The organism is Streptomyces sp. NPDC028907, assembly GCF_055564995.1.
Window position 1 is genome coordinate 24119 of sequence record NZ_JBVHVE010000004.1, and the last position, 15459, is coordinate 39577.

At 69.0% G+C, this 15459-nt stretch carries 18 protein-coding genes; 6 read left to right on the forward strand and 12 right to left on the reverse strand.

Annotated features, from left to right (window positions below; all coding sequences use genetic code 11):
• Positions 1–14: 14 nt before the first annotated feature.
• Together ACZ4UU_RS12820 and ACZ4UU_RS12825 are read right to left on the reverse strand one after the other, a co-directional pair.
• Positions 15–404, reverse strand: a complete 390-nt coding sequence (locus ACZ4UU_RS12820; protein ID WP_468039263.1) for a VOC family protein — start codon at positions 402–404, stop codon at positions 15–17.
• Between the two features lie 98 nt (positions 405–502).
• Positions 503–1885, reverse strand: a complete 1383-nt coding sequence (locus ACZ4UU_RS12825; protein ID WP_468039265.1) for a glycine--tRNA ligase — start codon at positions 1883–1885, stop codon at positions 503–505.
• A 162-nt stretch (positions 1886–2047) separates the two neighbouring features.
• On the opposite strand from ACZ4UU_RS12825, the gene ACZ4UU_RS12830 reads away from it, so the two are divergent.
• The 4 genes from ACZ4UU_RS12830 to ACZ4UU_RS12845 are packed head-to-tail and all read left to right on the forward strand — an operon-like array spanning position 2048 to position 5169.
• Entirely contained in the window at positions 2048–3010 is a 963-nt protein-coding gene (locus tag ACZ4UU_RS12830; RefSeq protein ID WP_468039267.1) for a metal ABC transporter substrate-binding protein, read from the forward strand.
• A 19-nt stretch (positions 3011–3029) separates the two neighbouring features.
• Complete coding sequence (locus ACZ4UU_RS12835; RefSeq protein WP_468039269.1) at positions 3030–3797, forward strand: metal ABC transporter ATP-binding protein; 768 nt, start codon at positions 3030–3032, stop codon at positions 3795–3797.
• Positions 3797–4699 (forward strand): metal ABC transporter permease, encoded by a 903-nt coding sequence (locus ACZ4UU_RS12840; RefSeq protein WP_468039271.1) that lies wholly within the window; start codon positions 3797–3799, stop codon positions 4697–4699. The genes ACZ4UU_RS12835 and ACZ4UU_RS12840 overlap by 1 nt, the downstream gene beginning before the upstream one ends.
• A 59-nt stretch (positions 4700–4758) precedes the next feature.
• Complete coding sequence (locus tag ACZ4UU_RS12845) at positions 4759–5169, forward strand: Fur family transcriptional regulator (protein WP_468039273.1); 411 nt, start codon at positions 4759–4761, stop codon at positions 5167–5169.
• Positions 5170–5232: 63 nt separating this feature from the next.
• Here the strand turns inward: ACZ4UU_RS12845 and ACZ4UU_RS12850 are convergent, their stop codons facing one another.
• From ACZ4UU_RS12850 to ACZ4UU_RS12870, 5 genes are all read right to left on the reverse strand, one after another.
• Positions 5233–5772: a hypothetical protein gene (locus tag ACZ4UU_RS12850; RefSeq protein WP_468039275.1), complete on the reverse strand. Its 540-nt coding sequence runs from the start codon at positions 5770–5772 to the stop codon at positions 5233–5235.
• A gap of 69 nt (positions 5773–5841) precedes the next feature.
• Complete coding sequence (locus tag ACZ4UU_RS12855; protein WP_468039277.1) at positions 5842–6675, reverse strand: isoprenyl transferase; 834 nt, start codon at positions 6673–6675, stop codon at positions 5842–5844.
• A 24-nt stretch (positions 6676–6699) separates the two neighbouring features.
• Positions 6700–7446 carry a DNA repair protein RecO gene (gene recO, locus ACZ4UU_RS12860; RefSeq protein WP_468039279.1) on the reverse strand — a complete coding sequence of 249 codons (747 nt, stop codon included), beginning with the start codon at positions 7444–7446 and terminating at the stop codon, positions 6700–6702.
• 26 nt (positions 7447–7472) lie between these two features.
• On the reverse strand, positions 7473–8093 hold the full coding sequence (locus ACZ4UU_RS12865) for a DUF1266 domain-containing protein (protein ID WP_468039281.1): 621 nt from the start codon (positions 8091–8093) through the stop codon (positions 7473–7475).
• Positions 8094–8136: 43 nt separating this feature from the next.
• Entirely contained in the window at positions 8137–8352 is a 216-nt protein-coding gene (locus ACZ4UU_RS12870) for a hypothetical protein (protein ID WP_048586377.1), read from the reverse strand.
• A 317-nt stretch (positions 8353–8669) separates the two neighbouring features.
• Here ACZ4UU_RS12870 and ACZ4UU_RS12875 point away from each other — a divergent pair, with 317 nt between their 5' ends.
• Together ACZ4UU_RS12875 and ACZ4UU_RS12880 are read left to right on the forward strand one after the other, a co-directional pair.
• Positions 8670–9503: a helix-turn-helix domain-containing protein gene (locus ACZ4UU_RS12875; RefSeq protein ID WP_468039283.1), complete on the forward strand. Its 834-nt coding sequence runs from the start codon at positions 8670–8672 to the stop codon at positions 9501–9503.
• A complete protein-coding gene (locus tag ACZ4UU_RS12880) occupies positions 9485–9679 on the forward strand; it encodes a DUF397 domain-containing protein (protein ID WP_468039285.1) in 195 nt (64 codons plus the stop codon). The genes ACZ4UU_RS12875 and ACZ4UU_RS12880 overlap by 19 nt, the downstream gene beginning before the upstream one ends.
• Here the strand turns inward: ACZ4UU_RS12880 and ACZ4UU_RS12885 are convergent.
• The 5 genes from ACZ4UU_RS12885 to ACZ4UU_RS12905 form a co-directional block, all read right to left on the reverse strand.
• Positions 9663–10547, reverse strand: a complete 885-nt coding sequence (locus ACZ4UU_RS12885) for a DUF6879 family protein (protein WP_468039287.1) — start codon at positions 10545–10547, stop codon at positions 9663–9665. The genes ACZ4UU_RS12880 and ACZ4UU_RS12885 overlap by 17 nt on opposite strands.
• Positions 10548–10653: 106 nt before the next feature.
• The gene (locus ACZ4UU_RS12890) at positions 10654–11625 is read right to left on the reverse strand and encodes an SCO2521 family protein (RefSeq protein WP_468039289.1); all 972 of its coding nucleotides are present in this window, start codon (positions 11623–11625) and stop codon (positions 10654–10656) included.
• A gap of 1 nt (position 11626) precedes the next feature.
• A complete protein-coding gene (locus ACZ4UU_RS12895; protein ID WP_468039291.1) occupies positions 11627–12607 on the reverse strand; it encodes an SCO2522 family protein in 981 nt (326 codons plus the stop codon).
• On the reverse strand, positions 12604–13521 hold the full coding sequence (locus ACZ4UU_RS12900; protein WP_468039293.1) for an SCO2523 family variant P-loop protein: 918 nt from the start codon (positions 13519–13521) through the stop codon (positions 12604–12606). Before ACZ4UU_RS12900 ends, ACZ4UU_RS12895 begins: the two co-directional genes overlap by 4 nt.
• A gap of 3 nt (positions 13522–13524) precedes the next feature.
• Entirely contained in the window at positions 13525–15375 is a 1851-nt protein-coding gene (locus tag ACZ4UU_RS12905) for an SCO2524 family protein (protein ID WP_468039295.1), read from the reverse strand.
• Positions 15376–15459: the final 84 nt, after the last annotated feature.

The window sequence follows — 15459 nt, forward strand, 5'->3', positions numbered from 1 at the left end:
TGCGAGCGCTCCGGTCAGACGGACGCGGACAGCGCGTCCCGCTCGGACTCGGCCAGCAGCACGCAGAACTCGTTGCCTTCCGGATCGGCGAGAACGACCCAGCCCCAGCCGTCGGGTTTACGGCGATCATCGACCACCGAGGCGCCGAGCCCCAGCAACCGCTGGACCTCCTCGTCCCGCGTGGTGTCGGGGCTCAGGCACAGATGGAGCCTGTTCTTGGCCGACTTGGGCTCCGGAACCTGGTTGAAGTACAGGACCGGCCCACCGGGCAGCGTGACCGCGGTCTCCTCGTCGCCGGGCGCGTCCTCGGCGTCGACCGGGTGCCCGGTCACCTGCGCCCAGAACCGCGCCAGTTGGTAGGCGTTCGCACAGTCGATCGCTACGTTCTTCACCGTTGAGGCCATGCACGCGATCTTTCCCGGACGATGCCCCGCCCGCCACGCAAAAAGCTGACGGGAGACGCGACGTCCCCCGTCAGCTTCAGCTCACGAACAGGCCTTGGCTAGGCGCCGATCAGCCGGCTGGCCAGGTACCCCTCGATCTGGTCCAGCGAAATCCGCTCCTGCTTCATCGAGTCCCGCTCACGCACCGTCACCGCGTTGTCGTCCAGCGTGTCGAAGTCGACCGTGACGCAGAACGGCGTACCGATCTCGTCCTGGCGGCGGTAGCGGCGGCCGATCGCACCCGCGTCGTCGAACTCGATGTTCCAGTTCTGGCGGAGCGCCTGCGCGAGGCCCTTGGCCTTCGGGGAGAGCTCGGGGTTACGGGACAGCGGGAGCACCGCGACCTTCACCGGCGCCAGGCGGTGGTCGAGGCGCAGAACGGTCCGCTTCTCCATCTTGCCCTTGGCGTTCGGCGCCTCGTCCTCGACGTAGGCGTCGAGCAGGAAGGCGAGCATCGCGCGGCCGACACCGGCCGCGGGCTCGATGACGTACGGCGTCCAGCGCTCGCCGGCCTCCTGGTCGAAGTAGGAGAGGTCCTGGCCGGAGGCCTTGGAGTGCGCGCCGAGGTCGTAGTCGGTGCGGTTGGCGACACCCTCCAGCTCGCCCCACTCGTTGCCGCCGAACTGGAAGCGGTACTCGATGTCAGCGGTGCGCTTGGAGTAGTGGGAGAGCTTCTCCTTCGGGTGCTCGTACCACCGCATGTTCTCCTCGCGCAGGCCCAGGCCGGTGTACCAGTTCCAGCGCTGCTCCATCCAGTACTCCTGCCACTTCTCGTCCTCGCCCGGCTTGACGAAGAACTCCATCTCCATCTGCTCGAACTCGCGGGTGCGGAAGATGAAGTTGCCGGGCGTGATCTCGTTGCGGAAGGACTTGCCCATCTGCGCGATGCCGAACGGCGGCTTGCGGCGCGAAGTGGTCTGCACCTGTGCGAAGTTGGTGAAGATGCCCTGGGCGGTCTCGGGGCGGAGGTAAGCGATGGAGCCGCTGTCCTGCGTCGGGCCCAGGTGCGTGGAGAGGAGCCCCGAGAACTGCTTCGGCTCGGTGAACTGGCCCTTGTTGCCGCAGTTGGGGCAGTTGACGTCGGCGAGGCCGTTCTCCGGGAGGTGGCCCTTCTTCGCCTCGTACGCCTCCTCCAGGTGGTCGGCGCGGAAGCGCTTGTGGCAGGAGGTGCACTCGGTGAGCGGGTCCGTGAAGGTGGCGACGTGACCGGAGGCGACCCAGACCTCGGGGGCCAGGATGACGGACGAGTCGATACCGACCACGTCCTCGCGCGACGTCACCATGTAGCGCCACCACTGGCGCTTCAGGTTCTCCTTGAGCTCGACACCCAGCGGCCCGTAGTCCCAGGCGGCGCGCTGGCCGCCGTAGATCTCACTGCAGGGGAATACGAAGCCACGGCGCTTGCTCAGGCTGACGATGGTGTCGATCTTGTCGGCGGCCACGGTGCTCTCTTCATTACGACGACGGGCGACGAAGCGAGGCGCTTCACAGCGAATGCTTCAGGGTACCGGCGGGGGATCCCCCTCAACCAAATCGGTTGCCCTCTGTGGGCCGCTCATCACGCTTGTTGACAATCGTTTCCAATTTTGCTGAAAATGACTGTCATGAACGTACGACGACATCACATATCCGGCCTCGCCCTGGCGGCCGTCACCGCTCTCGGCGCCGGCACCCTCTCCGCCTGCTCCTCCGACAGCGCGGCCGCGGGCAACACGGACAAGTTCGACGTCGTCGCGTCGTTCTACCCCATGGCCTTCCTCGCCGAGCAGATCGGCGGCGACCACGTGAAGGTCTCCAGTCTGACCGAACCCGGCCAGGAGCCGCACGACCTGGAGATCAGCGCCCAGCAGCGGGCGCAGCTTGAGGACTCCGACGCGGCGCTCTACCTCAAGGGTCTCCAGCCGTCGGTCGACGAGGCCATCGGCCAGTCCGGCGTCAAGACCAAGATCGACGCCGCCACGCTGACCAAGCTGGAGGACCACGGCGAGGTCGAGGACAGCCACGGGCACGAGGGCGAGGAGGCGCACTCCGAGGAGGAGGAGCACGCCCGCGACCCGCACATCTGGCTCGACCCGGTGAAGTACGCCGAGGTCGCCAAGGGGGTCGGCGCGGCCTTCGAGAAGGCCGACCCTGACCACGCGGCCGACTACAAGAAGAACACCGAGGCCCTGGTCAAGAAGCTCGACGGGCTCGACACCGAGTTCGCGGACGGCCTGAAGAACACCAAGAGCAAGGTCTTCTTCACCAACCACGCCGCCTTCACCTACCTCGCCGAGCGCTACGGCCTGACCCAGGAGGCCATCTCCGGCCTCGACCCGGAGAGCGAGCCCAGCCCGGCCCGGATCAAGGAGCTCCAGCAGGAGGCCAAGGCCGACGGCGTCACCACCGTCTTCTACGAGACACTGGTGTCCGACAAGACCGCGAAGACCCTCGCCGACGACGCGGGCCTCAAGACGGACGTCCTCGACCCGCTCGAGGGCATCACCGGCAAGTCCAAGGGCGACGACTACTTCGAGGTCATGCAGGCCAACCTCACGGCCCTGAAGACGGCCCTGGGAGCCAAGTGACCAACGTACGGAGGACGGCATGACCGAGCCCGTGATATCGCTGCGCGGCGTCCGCGCCGAGCTGGGCTCGCGCCCCGTCCTGCGCGGCATCGACCTCACCGTGGACCGCGGTGAGGTCGTCGCGCTGCTCGGCGCCAACGGCTCGGGCAAGTCGACCGCCGTGCGCAGCGTCATCGGCCAGGTGCCGGTCAGCGCCGGCGAGATCGAGCTGTTCGGCACGGTCCGGCGCCGGTTCCGCGACTGGGCGCGCGTGGGCTACGTCCCGCAGCGCACGACGGCCGCGGGCGGGGTGCCCGCCACCGTCGGTGAGGTCGTCTCCTCGGGCCGCCTGTCCCGCACCCGCTTCGGCGTCTTCCGCAAGGCCGACCACGCGGCCGTACGGCACGCCCTGGAGCTGGTCGGCATGGCGGACCGCGTGAAGGACTCGGTGAGCGCCCTGTCCGGCGGCCAGCACCAGCGCGTACTGATCGCCCGCGCGCTCGCCTCCCAGCCCGAGCTGCTGATCATGGACGAGCCGATGGCGGGCGTGGACCTGGCCAGCCAGGAGGTGCTCGCGCAGACGCTGCGGGAGCAGGTCGCGGCCGGCGCGACGGTCCTGCTGGTGCTCCACGAGCTCGGCCCGCTGGAGCCCTTGATCGACCGGGCGGTCGTCCTGCGCGACGGCTGCGTGCTGCACGACGGCCCGCCCCCGAAGGCCGTGGGCCAGCACGCGCTGCCCGGCCACGACCACGTACACCCGCACGCGGCTCACGACGCCGAACCGATCCGGACGGGGCTGCTGAGCTGATGGACTTCCTGAACTACGACTTCATGCAGCGGGCGCTGCTCGCCGCGGTGCTGGTCGGCATCACGGCCCCCGCCGTGGGCATCTACCTGGTCCAGCGCCGCCAGGCCCTGATGGGCGACGGCATCGGCCACGTCGCGATGACCGGCGTGGGCCTCGGCTTCCTCCTCTCCTGGTCCCCGGTGTGGATGGCGACCCTGGTGTCGGTCCTCGGCGCGATCGCCATGGAACTGATCCGCTGGTACGGCAAGATGCGCGGCGACCTCGCGCTCGCGATGCTCTTCTACGGCGGCATGGCCGGCGGCGTGATGCTGATCAACCTCGCGCCGAACGGCTCGAACGCCAACCTGACGTCGTACCTCTTCGGCTCCCTCTCCACGGTCAGCGAGTCGGACGTCACGGCGATCGTCCTGCTGGCGGCTTTCGTGGTCCTGGTCACTCTCGGCCTGCGCCGCCAGTTGTTCGCGGTGAGCCAGGACGAGGAGTTCGCGAGGGTCACGGGCCTCCCGGTCCGCGCCCTGAACCTGCTGACGGCGATCACGGCGGCGGTGACGGTCACGGTCGCGATGCGCGTGGTCGGCCTGCTCCTGGTGAGCGCGCTGATGGTGGTGCCGGTGGCGGCGGCCCAGCAGCTGACGCGCAGTTTCGCGGCGACGTTCGCCATCGCGGTGGCGATCGGCATCACGGTGACGATCGGCGGCACGGTGACCTCGTACTACCAGGACGTCCCGCCCGGCGCGACGATCGTCCTGCTGACCATCGGCGCGTTCATCGCGCTGACCGCGCTGGCGGCCCCGCTGGCCCGGCGCAGGGCCCGGGCCCTGGCCGCCGCACAGCCCTCCGGCGACCCGGCGGAGTGTGCGATTCCGGCCAGCCGGGAGGCCGCGGGCAAGGTCGGCGTCTGACCGCTGACAGTCCGGGCTGGCACAATGGCCCGGCAAGTGCAGACGTGAGGAGGCAACCGGTGACAGTCGCTGGACCGCCCGTGAAGGGCCGCGCGACCCGGCAGCGGGCCGCCGTGGCGGCGGCCCTTGACGAGGTCGACGAGTTCCGCAGTGCGCAGGATCTCCACGACATGCTCAAGCACAAGGGCGACTCGGTCGGGCTCACCACGGTCTACCGCACCCTGCAGTCCCTCGCCGACGCCGGTGAGGTCGACGTCCTGCGCACCGCCGACGGCGAGTCCGTCTACCGGCGGTGCTCGACCGGCGAGCACCACCACCATCTCGTCTGCCGCGTCTGTGGCAAGGCGGTCGAGGTGGAGGGGCCGGCGGTGGAGAAGTGGGCGGACGCGATCGCGGCGGAGCACGGCTTCGTGAACGTGGCCCACACGGTGGAAATCTTCGGCACGTGTGCGGAGTGCTCCGCCGGTTGAGCCGGATCCTGTGCGGGTGAGTGGGGGTTCCGGGGGGGGCATCCCTGTAATTCAGCCCGGATGTCACACGCGGCGCAGGTGGTGGTCGAGCGTCGCGCGCAGCCGGTCGATGTCGGCCGGTTGGGCCGCCCCGCGCTTGACGAGCACCATCGCGCACCGTCCTCCCCGGTCGGGGCTGCGCAGGACGAAGACGCGATCGGACTCGGCGTAGCTGCCGAAGTTCCCCCAGCTCTGGTTCACATCGGCGTGAGCGCCGGTGGCCCGTATTCCCTCGGCGTCCACCGTCACGCGGACCAGGCCCTGGTGCTGCTGCGCCTTCAGCGTCGTACGGGCGGTCAAGTGCGGCGCGAAGTACAGGAGCACCGCGCACCCCAGGAACATCAGCGCGGGCACGAGGAAGTCCCCAGGGTGGCTCGCGTCCAGGACCAGCAGGGCCAGGCCCAGAAGTCCGAAGACGGCGAGAAAGGCCGGTCGGTAGACAAGAGCGGCCACCCCTCGCGTGCGCACGAGGGTCCTGATGCCGTCCACCAGGTCGGCGTGCTGGTGCTCGTACTCCAGCACGACCTGGTCCTCCCGCGGCTCAACGGTCTGCTCCTCGATCACGACCCCTCCTCGGTCCTTCGGTGACGAGCCGTGATCGTAGCCGCAGGATCCGACAGCGGGCCCGGGGCCCTACTCCTGCCTACCCTCCATGGCCAGCAGTTCCTCGTTCGGAATGGCCCCACCGAACCGCCGGTCACGCGAGGCGAACTCGACGCACGCACGCCACAGGTCACGGCGGTCGAAGTCCGGCCAGAGCACGTCCTGGAAGACCATCTCGGCGTACGCGCTCTGCCACAGCAGATAGTTGGACGTGCGCTGCTCGCCGCTCGGCCGCAGGAACAGGTCCACGTCCGGCATGTCGGGGTAGTAGAGGTACTTCGCGAAGGTCTTCTCGTTGACCTTGGACGGGTCCAGCCGCCCGGCCCGCACATCCTCCGCGAGCGCCTGCGCCGCGTCCGCGATCTCGGCCCGGCCGCCGTAGTTCATGCAGAAGTACAGCGTCAGCTTGTCGTTGCCCTTGGTCTGCTCCTGGGAGATCTCCAGCTCCTTGGCGACCGACTTCCACAGCTTCGGCATCCGCCCGACCCACCGCACCCGAACCCCCAGCTCGTCCAGCTGATCCCGGGTCTTGCGGATGAAGTCACGGTTGAAGTTCATCAGGAAGCGCACCTCGTCCGGCGACCGCTTCCAGTTCTCGGTGGAGAAGGCGTACAGCGAGATCGCGCCCACACCCATCTCGATCGCGCCCTGGAGCACGTCCAGCACCCGCTCGGCACCGACCTTGTGCCCCTCGGTACGCGGCAGCCCCCGCTCCTTGGCCCAGCGCCCGTTCCCGTCCATGACGATCGCCACATGCTTCGGGATCAGCTCACCGGGAAGCTTCGGCGCGCGGGCACCGGACGGGTGCGGCTCCGGCGCCCTGTACTCGCGCCGCCGACGCCCCAGGAACCCACTCACGGCCATGTGCTTCTCGTCTCCTCTTACCGCTTACTTTTCCACGTACCGAAGCGAGCGCAGCCCGCGCTCCAGATGCCAGTGCAGATAGGCGGACACCAGCCCGCTGCCCTCCCGGACATGCCGCGCCTCGCACGCGTCGGCCGTCTCCCAGTCTCCCGTGAGCAGCGCGCCGAGCAGTTCGAGGGTCTGCGGCGACGGTACGACGCTACCGGGCACCCGGCAGTCCACGCAGACCGAGCCCCCGGAGGCCACCGAGAAGAAGCGGTTCGGTCCGGGCATCCCGCACTTCGCACAGTCGCTGAAGGTCGGGGCGTAACCGTTGACGGCGAGGGAGCGCAGCAGGAACGCGTCGAGCACGAGATGCGGCGCGTGCTCACCGCGGGAGAGGGTGCGCAGGGCGCCGACCAGCAGCAGATACTGCTGCACCGCCGGCTCGCCCTCATGATCGGTGAACCGCTCGGCCGTCTCCAGCATGGCCGTCCCGGCGGTGTAGCGGGCGTAGTCGCTGACGATCCCGCCGCCGTACGGAGCGATGGTCTCGCTCTGCGTGCACAACGGAAGCCCGCGCCCGATCAGCTCGCTCCCCCGCGCGAAGAACTGCACGTCGACGTGGGAGAAGGGTTCGAGCCGCGCCCCGAACTTCGACTTGGTCCGCCGCACCCCACGGGCCACGGCCCGCACGCGCCCGTGCCCGCGCGTGAGCAGCGTGATGATCCGGTCCGCTTCGCCCAGCTTCTGGGTGCGCAGGACGATGCCGTCGTCGCGGAACAGACTCATGGGTTCATTCTCGCGTACGCCCGGAGTCAGCGGGTGCGGTCGGGGTGGCTGATGGTGTTCCAGGGGGCCAGGTTCCACGGGCTGGAACGATTCTCCCGGTCCAGCAGCGCCCGCAGGTGCGCGTCGGCGGTCGCCTGCGGCGCCGGGAAACCGGCGTCGGCCGTCCCCCGCAGCCCGTCCCGCCACACCTGCCGGCCGAGCAGGTAGTGAGCGGCGTACTCCTCCCAGGAGGCGTACGTCCCCACTACCGCCGGCACGATGTTCTTCAGTGCGGTCCAGGCGTCGGCCTCGTCGATCAGCCCGCACGCGAAGCCACGGCGGGCGATGTCGACGTACAGCGCGGCGTCCCAGGCGAGCGGCGAGACGCCGGTGACCCGGTACGCCCGCGCCCGGTACCCGCTGCGCGACAGCTCGTCGAGCCGGCCGACCAGCTGCGCACGCGAGGTGATCTCCCACTGCTCGGCCAGCCAGCGCCGGGCCCCGTCGTCGTCGATCCGCGTGAACGGGTACAACGTGGTCCGTGAGGCACTCCGGTCCCTGCTCACCGGCGCGCTCAGCGACACCATCCACAGCTGGTGCGTGGTGAGCGGCACGGGGTAGCGGCGGGTGGCCTTCGGCCCTCGTCTCCTCCATCTCCAGAAACCCATGCCGCCGCACCATACGGGACCGCCCCGGCCAGGGGGTCCTGGGTCAAGGAACCTCACCCCGACTTCGCGCGTTCGCGTACGCGGTCGCCGCGCGCAGCCGCTCGGCGGGGCTGGCCGTACGCACGACCCCGGGCTCGGCGTCCCACTCCTTGCCGCCGCCGTACGGTCTGAGTTGGACGTACGGTCCCTCGTGTCCCATGACGATGCCGATTCTTCCGTTGCGTGTGTCGACCACGTACGACCCGATGGGTGGCTTCATCGCAGTACCGCCGCGAGGCGCTGCGCGGTCTCGACCGAACACCGGCCCAATTCGACGAGCGGGCAAGGGGCTTCACGCGCAAGACTCGCCGGGTCGATCCGGAGTGTCGGGAGCGTAATTCCTGCCTTCTGCAGCACCGCCCGCAATTCCTTCACTGCTTCCTCCGCTTCTTCGACGCAGTGCGCCGAGTGTCGTGCCGTCACGTCACTCCCCCTCTATTTGGGTTTCACTCATTTCATCTCCATCCTGACCTGCGACGCCTACACTCGGCAGGAGTCTGTGCCCTACAAGTGCGGGGAAGTGCAAGGGGGTTGGCCATGGCCAATGCTTCACGTCAGGCGGCGTGGGAGTTCTTCGGCGCGGAACTGAAGCGGCGGAGGGAGGATGCGGGGCTCATTCAGGTGGAACTGGGGGCTCGGGTATTTGTCTCCGGCGGATACATCGGCCAGTTCGAACAGGCGATCCGGAAACCCCAATTGGACGTGGCGCAGAGGATTGACGAGGCGCTACAAACCGACGGTATTTTCGAGCGGATGTGGCGCCGGCTCATCAATGACCAGCGGTACGCGGATTACTTCGCAGAGGTGGTGGAGCTGGAGCGGCTTGCCACGAAGATCTGCGAGTTCGCGCCCACAGTGGTGCCTGGCCTGTTGCAGACATCGGCGTACGCCGAGGCGGTCACGCTCGCGGCCAACCCGTTCGTCACCGACGAGTACGTCGAGGAGACGGTTGCGGCCCGCCTGGAGCGCCAGCACATCCTCAAGGACGCTACAAGGCCCGAGTATTGGGTGATCATGCACGAGAACGTGCTGCGCACCCCGGTGGGCGGCCCGCCGGCCATGGCCGAGCAGTTGGAGCGAATCGCCAGGCTCGGGCGCGAGCGCGACGTCTGGGTGACGGTGCTCCCGTACGCGGCTGGGGCGCACGCGTCGATGGGCGGATCCCTGAAGCTCATGGACTTCGAGGACGCGCCGCCGGTCGCCTATACAGAGACGGAGTATTCGGGGACGCTCATCGACGATCCGGCCATGGTGAAGCGCACGCAGCGCACATACGATCTGCTCAGGGGCACCGCACTGTCGCCGTCGGCGTCCCTGGCCCTGATCGAATCGGCGGCTGAGGACTTCAGACGATGCGCGAGTACGACCTGAGCAACGCCCGCTGGCGCAAGAGCAGCTACAGCAACGGACAAGGCGGCGACTGCATCGAGGTAGCCGACGGAGTCCCCGCCACCGTGCCCGTCCGAGACTCCAAACTCGCCTCGGACAGCCCCGTACTCCTCATCCCCGCCCCCGCCTGGGACAGGTTCGTCACGTCTCTGCGGTGACCCGGGGAGCCCTGTGTGAGGCCGTCTGCTGACGCTCCGCCTCCGCCCACAGCTCGGCGAACAGGGTGACGTGGTCGTCGACATGGTCCGGCTCGGCGGTCAGCAACGTGCTGTCCGGGTTGTTCTCCTGGTCCGGCTTGATCTCGTGGCAGAGTTCGCCGTCGAAGACGATGAAGTCGCTCACCCTGGGGTTGGACTCCATCAGCGACCGCACCGCGATACGCGCGTCGATACCCCGCCTGCGCTGGTTGTCGCACAGCGCTCTGAGTTCCGGCGTGGCCTCGTCCTCGGTGCGCACGATGAACAGGCGCCGGATCTCCACGCCCCGCCGCTTGATCGCCTTCTCCTGTGCGGCGAGGTACCGGTCGGCGGGCCCGCTGCTCCAGAACTCCCGGTCCACCGACGTACTCGTGGCATCGAGGGTCATCTTGACGCAGTCGGTGATGTCGATCAGCCACTCGTGGTTCTCGCCGGGGCAGTCCGCGCTGCCGCTGCCGAGGCCCTCCATCATCTTGGCCAGGCGGCCCAGCTCCTTCTCGGCGAAGGCCTGCACGATGTCGCCGCCCTGCTCCCGGACCTTGGTGTAGCCGAGGACCAGCCGGGTCACCTCGTCGGAGCGCAGCACCGAACCGTCGACCTGGCTGAACAGCGTCGTCGCGGCGAGGATCTCGTTGAAGCGCGTGTCGACCTTCTCGAACCGCTCGCCGAAGTCGATCAGGAACTGCACGATCAGTGCCGCGCTGCCGATGACGATGGACGCGACCCACTGCCAGATGTTGCCGTCGTCCTGGTCAAGGATGCTGGTCAGCAAGAAGGCGCCGCCCGCCGCGCCGGCGGTGATCACGATCCGCCAGAACATCTTGGGCATGCGCGGCTCCTGACCCGGTGCCCCTTGCCCGTTGCCACCTGCTCCTAACGATGACGCTCCGCTCATTTCTCATCCCCCGTCGGGTAACTGGTTCGGGCCCCGTCCCTCAACTCGTGCTGAGCGCCTGCTGCGGCATCGCCACGGCCTGGAGGGCCAGTCGGTCTCTGATACGCCGGCTCAGGTTCTCCCACTGGCGGGAGAACCCGGGTTTGTCCTCCAACACGTCCCACAGGTGGGACAGCGCCGGGTCCACGTGTGCGCGCGGCATCCACAGATGCAGCAGATGGACCACGACCGGATGGAACGCCTCGACCACCGAGGGTCCGTCTATGGCTCCGATCCGGCTGTTGTCCAGCATGTGCTGAACGGTCGTCAAAAGCCAGTCGTGCAGGGCGAGATCCTCGCACAGGCCCGCTGCCGAGGCGGCCGCCACGTCCTCCGGCAGGCGTAGCTCCATGGTCCGCAGTCCGCCCTCGGCCACTGTGAAGTTCGCGAGCGACGCCCGCTCCCCCGCCGGCACCCGGCGTGCCACCCAACGCAGGCGCGTCGGGCTCGACTTGAACGGCACCCTGCGGTCGAGCAGCGCATGGCGCCGGAGCTGGGCCAGCAGGCCCTCGGAGATCATGCCGAGGTCGAGTTCGCCTCGCCCTGCTCCTCTCAACACGCCCTCGGCAGTGGCCTGTTGGGGCAGCTTGCCGAAGGGTTCCACCAGGCCGGGACGGACGAGGTACTGGCCCCAGGGGCGTCGGATGTCCGGGCCCGCCGCGGGAAGGCTGAAGTACGCCGTCGACTGGAGCAGCCGGCCCTCGGTCAGGACGGCGCGCGCCGCCACCGTACCGACGCCCCTGACCTTCGTGCCGTTGGAGGCGGGCAGTCGGCAGTCCACCCCGGTGAGGATCTCGGGGGAAAGGACGTACATGCTGGGCCGTTCGGAGACCCGGACGTGTTCGTCGGCGCGCAGCCTGAGCAGCTGGGCGGCGGCCCGGGCGTCCAGGGCCTGGACGGACGGCAGCAGACAGGTGCGCACCTCACCGCAGGCGAGGACCGAACGCGCCGGTTGGCCGGGGGCCGCCGTCATCTCAGGTCTCCTCGGCCTCGGAGGAGTCGCCGGGCTCCTCGTAGAAGACGTACGTGGCGCGCTGGGCGACCGCAGCCGGGACCGGCATCCCCTCGGCCGCCGACCGCTCGGCGACCTGTCGGAGCGCCCCGGCGTCGACGTCCGTCTGGTCGAGGATGAGCCGTACGGCGTCCTCGACGGCGAGGAAGCGGTTCGGCATCAGGGTGCAGGTGCGGTAGGCGCTGAAGGCCGCCTTGGTGTCGGTGAGCCTGGTCAGCGGGGGCAGCCGGTCCCAGTCGTGCGGGAAGTCCTCGCCCTCCCAGTCCGTCGGGACCAGCACGGGCTCGCCCAGGTGCCGTAACAGGCCGAGCCGGGCCAGTTGCCATACGGCCGCCAGGAAAGGGCAGGACCACAGCCGGCGTCCGTCCTTCTCGGACCACAGCTCGACGTCCATGAAGACCGAGTGGTTGCGGGCCGCGGTCTCCTGGGGCGGTTCCCAGCCCTTGACCGCGCCGAGGGCGCTGCGGGACGTCGAGGGGGTGCGCTGGCCGTTGGGGAGCCAGCCGGTCTGGCTGACGGGTGGGCGGGAGCCGTAGCTGCCGGGGGGCGGTGACTCGACGAGGCGGTGCATGACCGATTCCGCCAGTTCTATGCGGTCGGCGACCGCGCAGCTCGACTCGCGGGCCAGGTAGTCGATGACCAGGCCGGCCTTCTCAGCCTCCTTGAGGATCATCGGGATCAGCTCGGCCGGGGTGGAGAAGCGGGTGAAGTAGTCGTCGATCAAGAAGCAGGTGCTGATGCGTGGGCGCTTGCTGCGGCGGGCGGCCGAGGCGCGTACCGCGTCCGCCCAGACCCGTACCTCGGCGAAGTGCTCGCCCAGCCGCTTGGGGCCCGCCTCGAAGTCCTCCATGTAGAGGTGGCCGAGCTCCAGGGAGAGGTGGGCGAGCGGCACGGACTTGGTGACGGGCTCGGCGGTGGTCTCCCGGAAGGCGGTGTCGGTCATACCTCCTCCCAGTACTTGTCGTCGGTCAGCCGTACGGCGAGCCGGCTCAGCGCCTGCCAGGTCGCCTCGTTGGCGATCTGGCTGTCGAGCACGTCCTCGTCGGTGATGAGCTGCTCCCGCCACTGGAGGACCGGTTCGAGGGGGACTGAGCCGAGGACCTGGCTGTAGCCGATGCCGTGGGTGGAGGCGAGCTGCTTGAGGTCGCCGTCGGCCTTGCGCATCCACGCCGACTGGGTGGGCGAGACCTGGGACCAGAGGGGGGATTCGGGGTCGGGTACGGCGGCCCGCACGAAGCGGATGGAGTTGCGCAGCGCCTCTTCGTCGTGGCCTCGGTCGGCGCCGCCGGCGACGATGCCGCGCTTGCCGAAGACCAGGCTGGCGGCGGCCGCCACATGCTGGCGGGTCCAGCGGTGGAAGACCAGCCAGCGGGCCGTGACGTCGCGCATCTCGGGCTGTGCGGTGGCTTCCAGGGCCATGTCGACGGCGTAGGAGCGGCCGGCGCTGAGGTCGACGACGACCAGGTCGAACTCGTAGTACAGCGTCATCAGCAGGTCGACGCAGCGGCGCAGGTTGTCGTCGCTGGTGGCGAACTCGCCGCCGCTGACGTCGCCGGGCATCAGCACCAGCCGGCCGCAGCCGGGCGGCGGGAAGCGCAGCACCTGGTGCTCGGTGTCGGCCCAGACGTCGATCCGGGCCGGTTCGCTGACCTCGCCGGTCAGATAGGCGTGCAGGCCGCGGTCCTCGGTGGCCTGGCGGGCGTCGGCCACGTCGAAGACGGCCGCCGCGGTGGGCGAGCCGAAGTCGAAGTCGAGGTAGCAGACGTCGTCCCCGGCCAGCGCCCGGTGGTAGGCGAGGTTGGCACTGGTCACGGAGCGGCCCGTGCCTCCCTTGTCGGAGGCGGCGAAGATCAGCACGGTTCACACTCCCCGGTCCGCGGCCTCGCGGGCGCGGGCGAGCGAGTCGAGCTGTCCCAGCACGTCGAGCGTCAACGCGTAGGCCGTACCCGGCTGTTCGTCCACGAGGCTGCGGGCGCGGCGCAACTTGACCTCGATGTTCCTGATCTCCATCCCGTGCCGGCCGGAGTCCGTCGGCGCGGGTTCCATCTGTTCGTTGCCCAGCAGGTGGGCGGACTCGCTGAGCAACGCCCTTGCCAGTTCGGTGAGTTCGAGGCTGCGGATCGGGGGCTGCCGGTACATCTCGTGCGCCTGGACCATCACCTCGGTCACCCGTTCGGTGATGCTCCACGACACCGGCACGCGCCGCTTGAGGATCTCCGCCTCGGGATAGGCGGCGTGGACGTTGTCCCACAGGCCGACGCCCTCGCCGTCCCGGATGCGGCGCCGCCACATGTGGTCGAAGATGTCCTCGGCGAGTCTGAGCAGCCGGTCGTGCGAGGAGAGGTTGCGCGACAGCGTGCACAGCTGGACGGTCCGCTTCAGCAGCTGCGCCGAGAAGTCGGTCATGGACCACGTCAACGGCGGGCCGAGCCGCTCGCTGCCCTGCAACGGCAGGGCGACGCCCACGTTGTGCAGCTCGTGGACCATGGGGTCGTCGCGCGTCATCCGGCTGGTGATGCGGCCGCGCTCGGCGAGGCGTTCCATGATGCCGACGGTCCGGGACAGGTCGTCGTCGGTGGCGCGGCGCCGCATCAGGTCGTGCACGAGGATGGCGGCGACGGAGAGGGAGAAGTACGCGGACTCCAGCTTCTGTCCCGTCGTACGCCAGGGAATGTCCTCCAGGGGCCAGCGGTCGTCCTCGAAGCGGGCGATGCCGGACCAGTACTGCTGGGTCAGCTCCCACCGCAGCCGGAGCGCCTCGGCGAGCTTCTGCTGCTCGGTGTTGAGCAGGCCGAGGGTGAGGGTGCGGTCGGAGAACAGGTCCTGGATACCGTCGAGGGCGACCACGGTGAAGTACAGGTACGGCACGGCGCCCGCGACGCCCTCGGGCTGCGGCCCGATGGGTTCGCTGGTCTCGATCTCGGGGGCGCCCTTGACCATGCTCCACGCCCAGCCGCACTCGAAGAGCTGGCTCTCGTCCTTGAGTCCTTCCTGGACGTCGATCCCGAGGAAGACACTTTCGTTGAGCGCCGCGCGCAGCCAGCGGAAACGGTTCTGGAACTTGCTCAGCACCTGCCGCTGCGACAGCCGTCCCTGGCCGAGGAGTTCACAGAGCGTACGGCCCTGGGGGGCGTCGGTGTCGAAGACATTGACGGTGAAGGAGCGCAGCAGGCTCACCATGGCGGCGGTGAGCCGGTTGCTGGTGGCCTGGCGCAGGTCGGAGATGGTCTCCTTGATGTCGCTGCGCCGGGTCCTGGTCTCGTAGACCTTGAGGAAGCCGAGCGTGGCCAGGCACAGGGTGATCGACATGGAGAACGAGTCGGTCACGCCGAGCTGGCGTTGTTCCTCGGTGACTTCCTTGGTCTTGTCGGCGGATCCGAAGTAGTAACCCCCGGCGAACGTCGGCCTCTTGTCGTCACCGGTGTGCGTCCGCATGAAGTCGGCGGCGGCCGTGACGAGGTTGGCCGGGACCTCCAGCCGTCCGCCGGCTCTCTTGAGGACCTGCTGGACGTCCTCCTGTGTGGTGTCCGGGTCGTCCAGCCGGAAGGCGGGGATCTCGGTGGCCGGGTACAGCAGGCAGAGCAGCCGCTCGGCGTCGGCCACACTGCTCTGTCCGCCCCAGTCGCCCCACGCCCACTCTCCCCCGTCGAAAGAGTGGCGGGCCACCGCCTGCCAGATGTCCAGCAGATGCTGGCGTGGCTTGATCTGCATCCCATGCCCCTCACACAGGCCGCACTGCCATCATTTGAGGAATATCGCTGTGCTGTTGTGAAGTTTCACCGCCCGGCCGAACGC

Excerpts from the sequence above, each read along its gene's own strand:
- ACZ4UU_RS12820 (WP_468039263.1), bottom strand. The coding sequence starts at position 404 with ATGGCCTCAACGGTGAAGAACGTAGCGATCGACTGTGCGAACGCCTAC.
- ACZ4UU_RS12830 (WP_468039267.1), top strand. The coding sequence starts at position 2,048 with ATGAACGTACGACGACATCACATATCCGGCCTCGCCCTGGCGGCCGTC.
- ACZ4UU_RS12835 (WP_468039269.1), top strand. The coding sequence starts at position 3,030 with ATGACCGAGCCCGTGATATCGCTGCGCGGCGTCCGCGCCGAGCTGGGC.
- ACZ4UU_RS12840 (WP_468039271.1), top strand. The coding sequence starts at position 3,797 with ATGGACTTCCTGAACTACGACTTCATGCAGCGGGCGCTGCTCGCCGCG.
- ACZ4UU_RS12855 (WP_468039277.1), bottom strand. The coding sequence starts at position 6,675 with ATGGCCGTGAGTGGGTTCCTGGGGCGTCGGCGGCGCGAGTACAGGGCG.
- recO (WP_468039279.1), bottom strand. The coding sequence starts at position 7,446 with ATGAGTCTGTTCCGCGACGACGGCATCGTCCTGCGCACCCAGAAGCTG.
- ACZ4UU_RS12865 (WP_468039281.1), bottom strand. The coding sequence starts at position 8,093 with ATGGGTTTCTGGAGATGGAGGAGACGAGGGCCGAAGGCCACCCGCCGC.
- ACZ4UU_RS12870 (WP_048586377.1), bottom strand. The coding sequence starts at position 8,352 with ATGAAGCCACCCATCGGGTCGTACGTGGTCGACACACGCAACGGAAGA.
- ACZ4UU_RS12875 (WP_468039283.1), top strand. The coding sequence starts at position 8,670 with ATGGCCAATGCTTCACGTCAGGCGGCGTGGGAGTTCTTCGGCGCGGAA.
- ACZ4UU_RS12880 (WP_468039285.1), top strand. The coding sequence starts at position 9,485 with ATGCGCGAGTACGACCTGAGCAACGCCCGCTGGCGCAAGAGCAGCTAC.
- ACZ4UU_RS12885 (WP_468039287.1), bottom strand. The coding sequence starts at position 10,547 with ATGCCCAAGATGTTCTGGCGGATCGTGATCACCGCCGGCGCGGCGGGC.
- ACZ4UU_RS12890 (WP_468039289.1), bottom strand. The coding sequence starts at position 11,625 with ATGACGGCGGCCCCCGGCCAACCGGCGCGTTCGGTCCTCGCCTGCGGT.
- ACZ4UU_RS12895 (WP_468039291.1), bottom strand. The coding sequence starts at position 12,607 with ATGACCGACACCGCCTTCCGGGAGACCACCGCCGAGCCCGTCACCAAG.
- ACZ4UU_RS12905 (WP_468039295.1), bottom strand. The coding sequence starts at position 15,375 with ATGCAGATCAAGCCACGCCAGCATCTGCTGGACATCTGGCAGGCGGTG.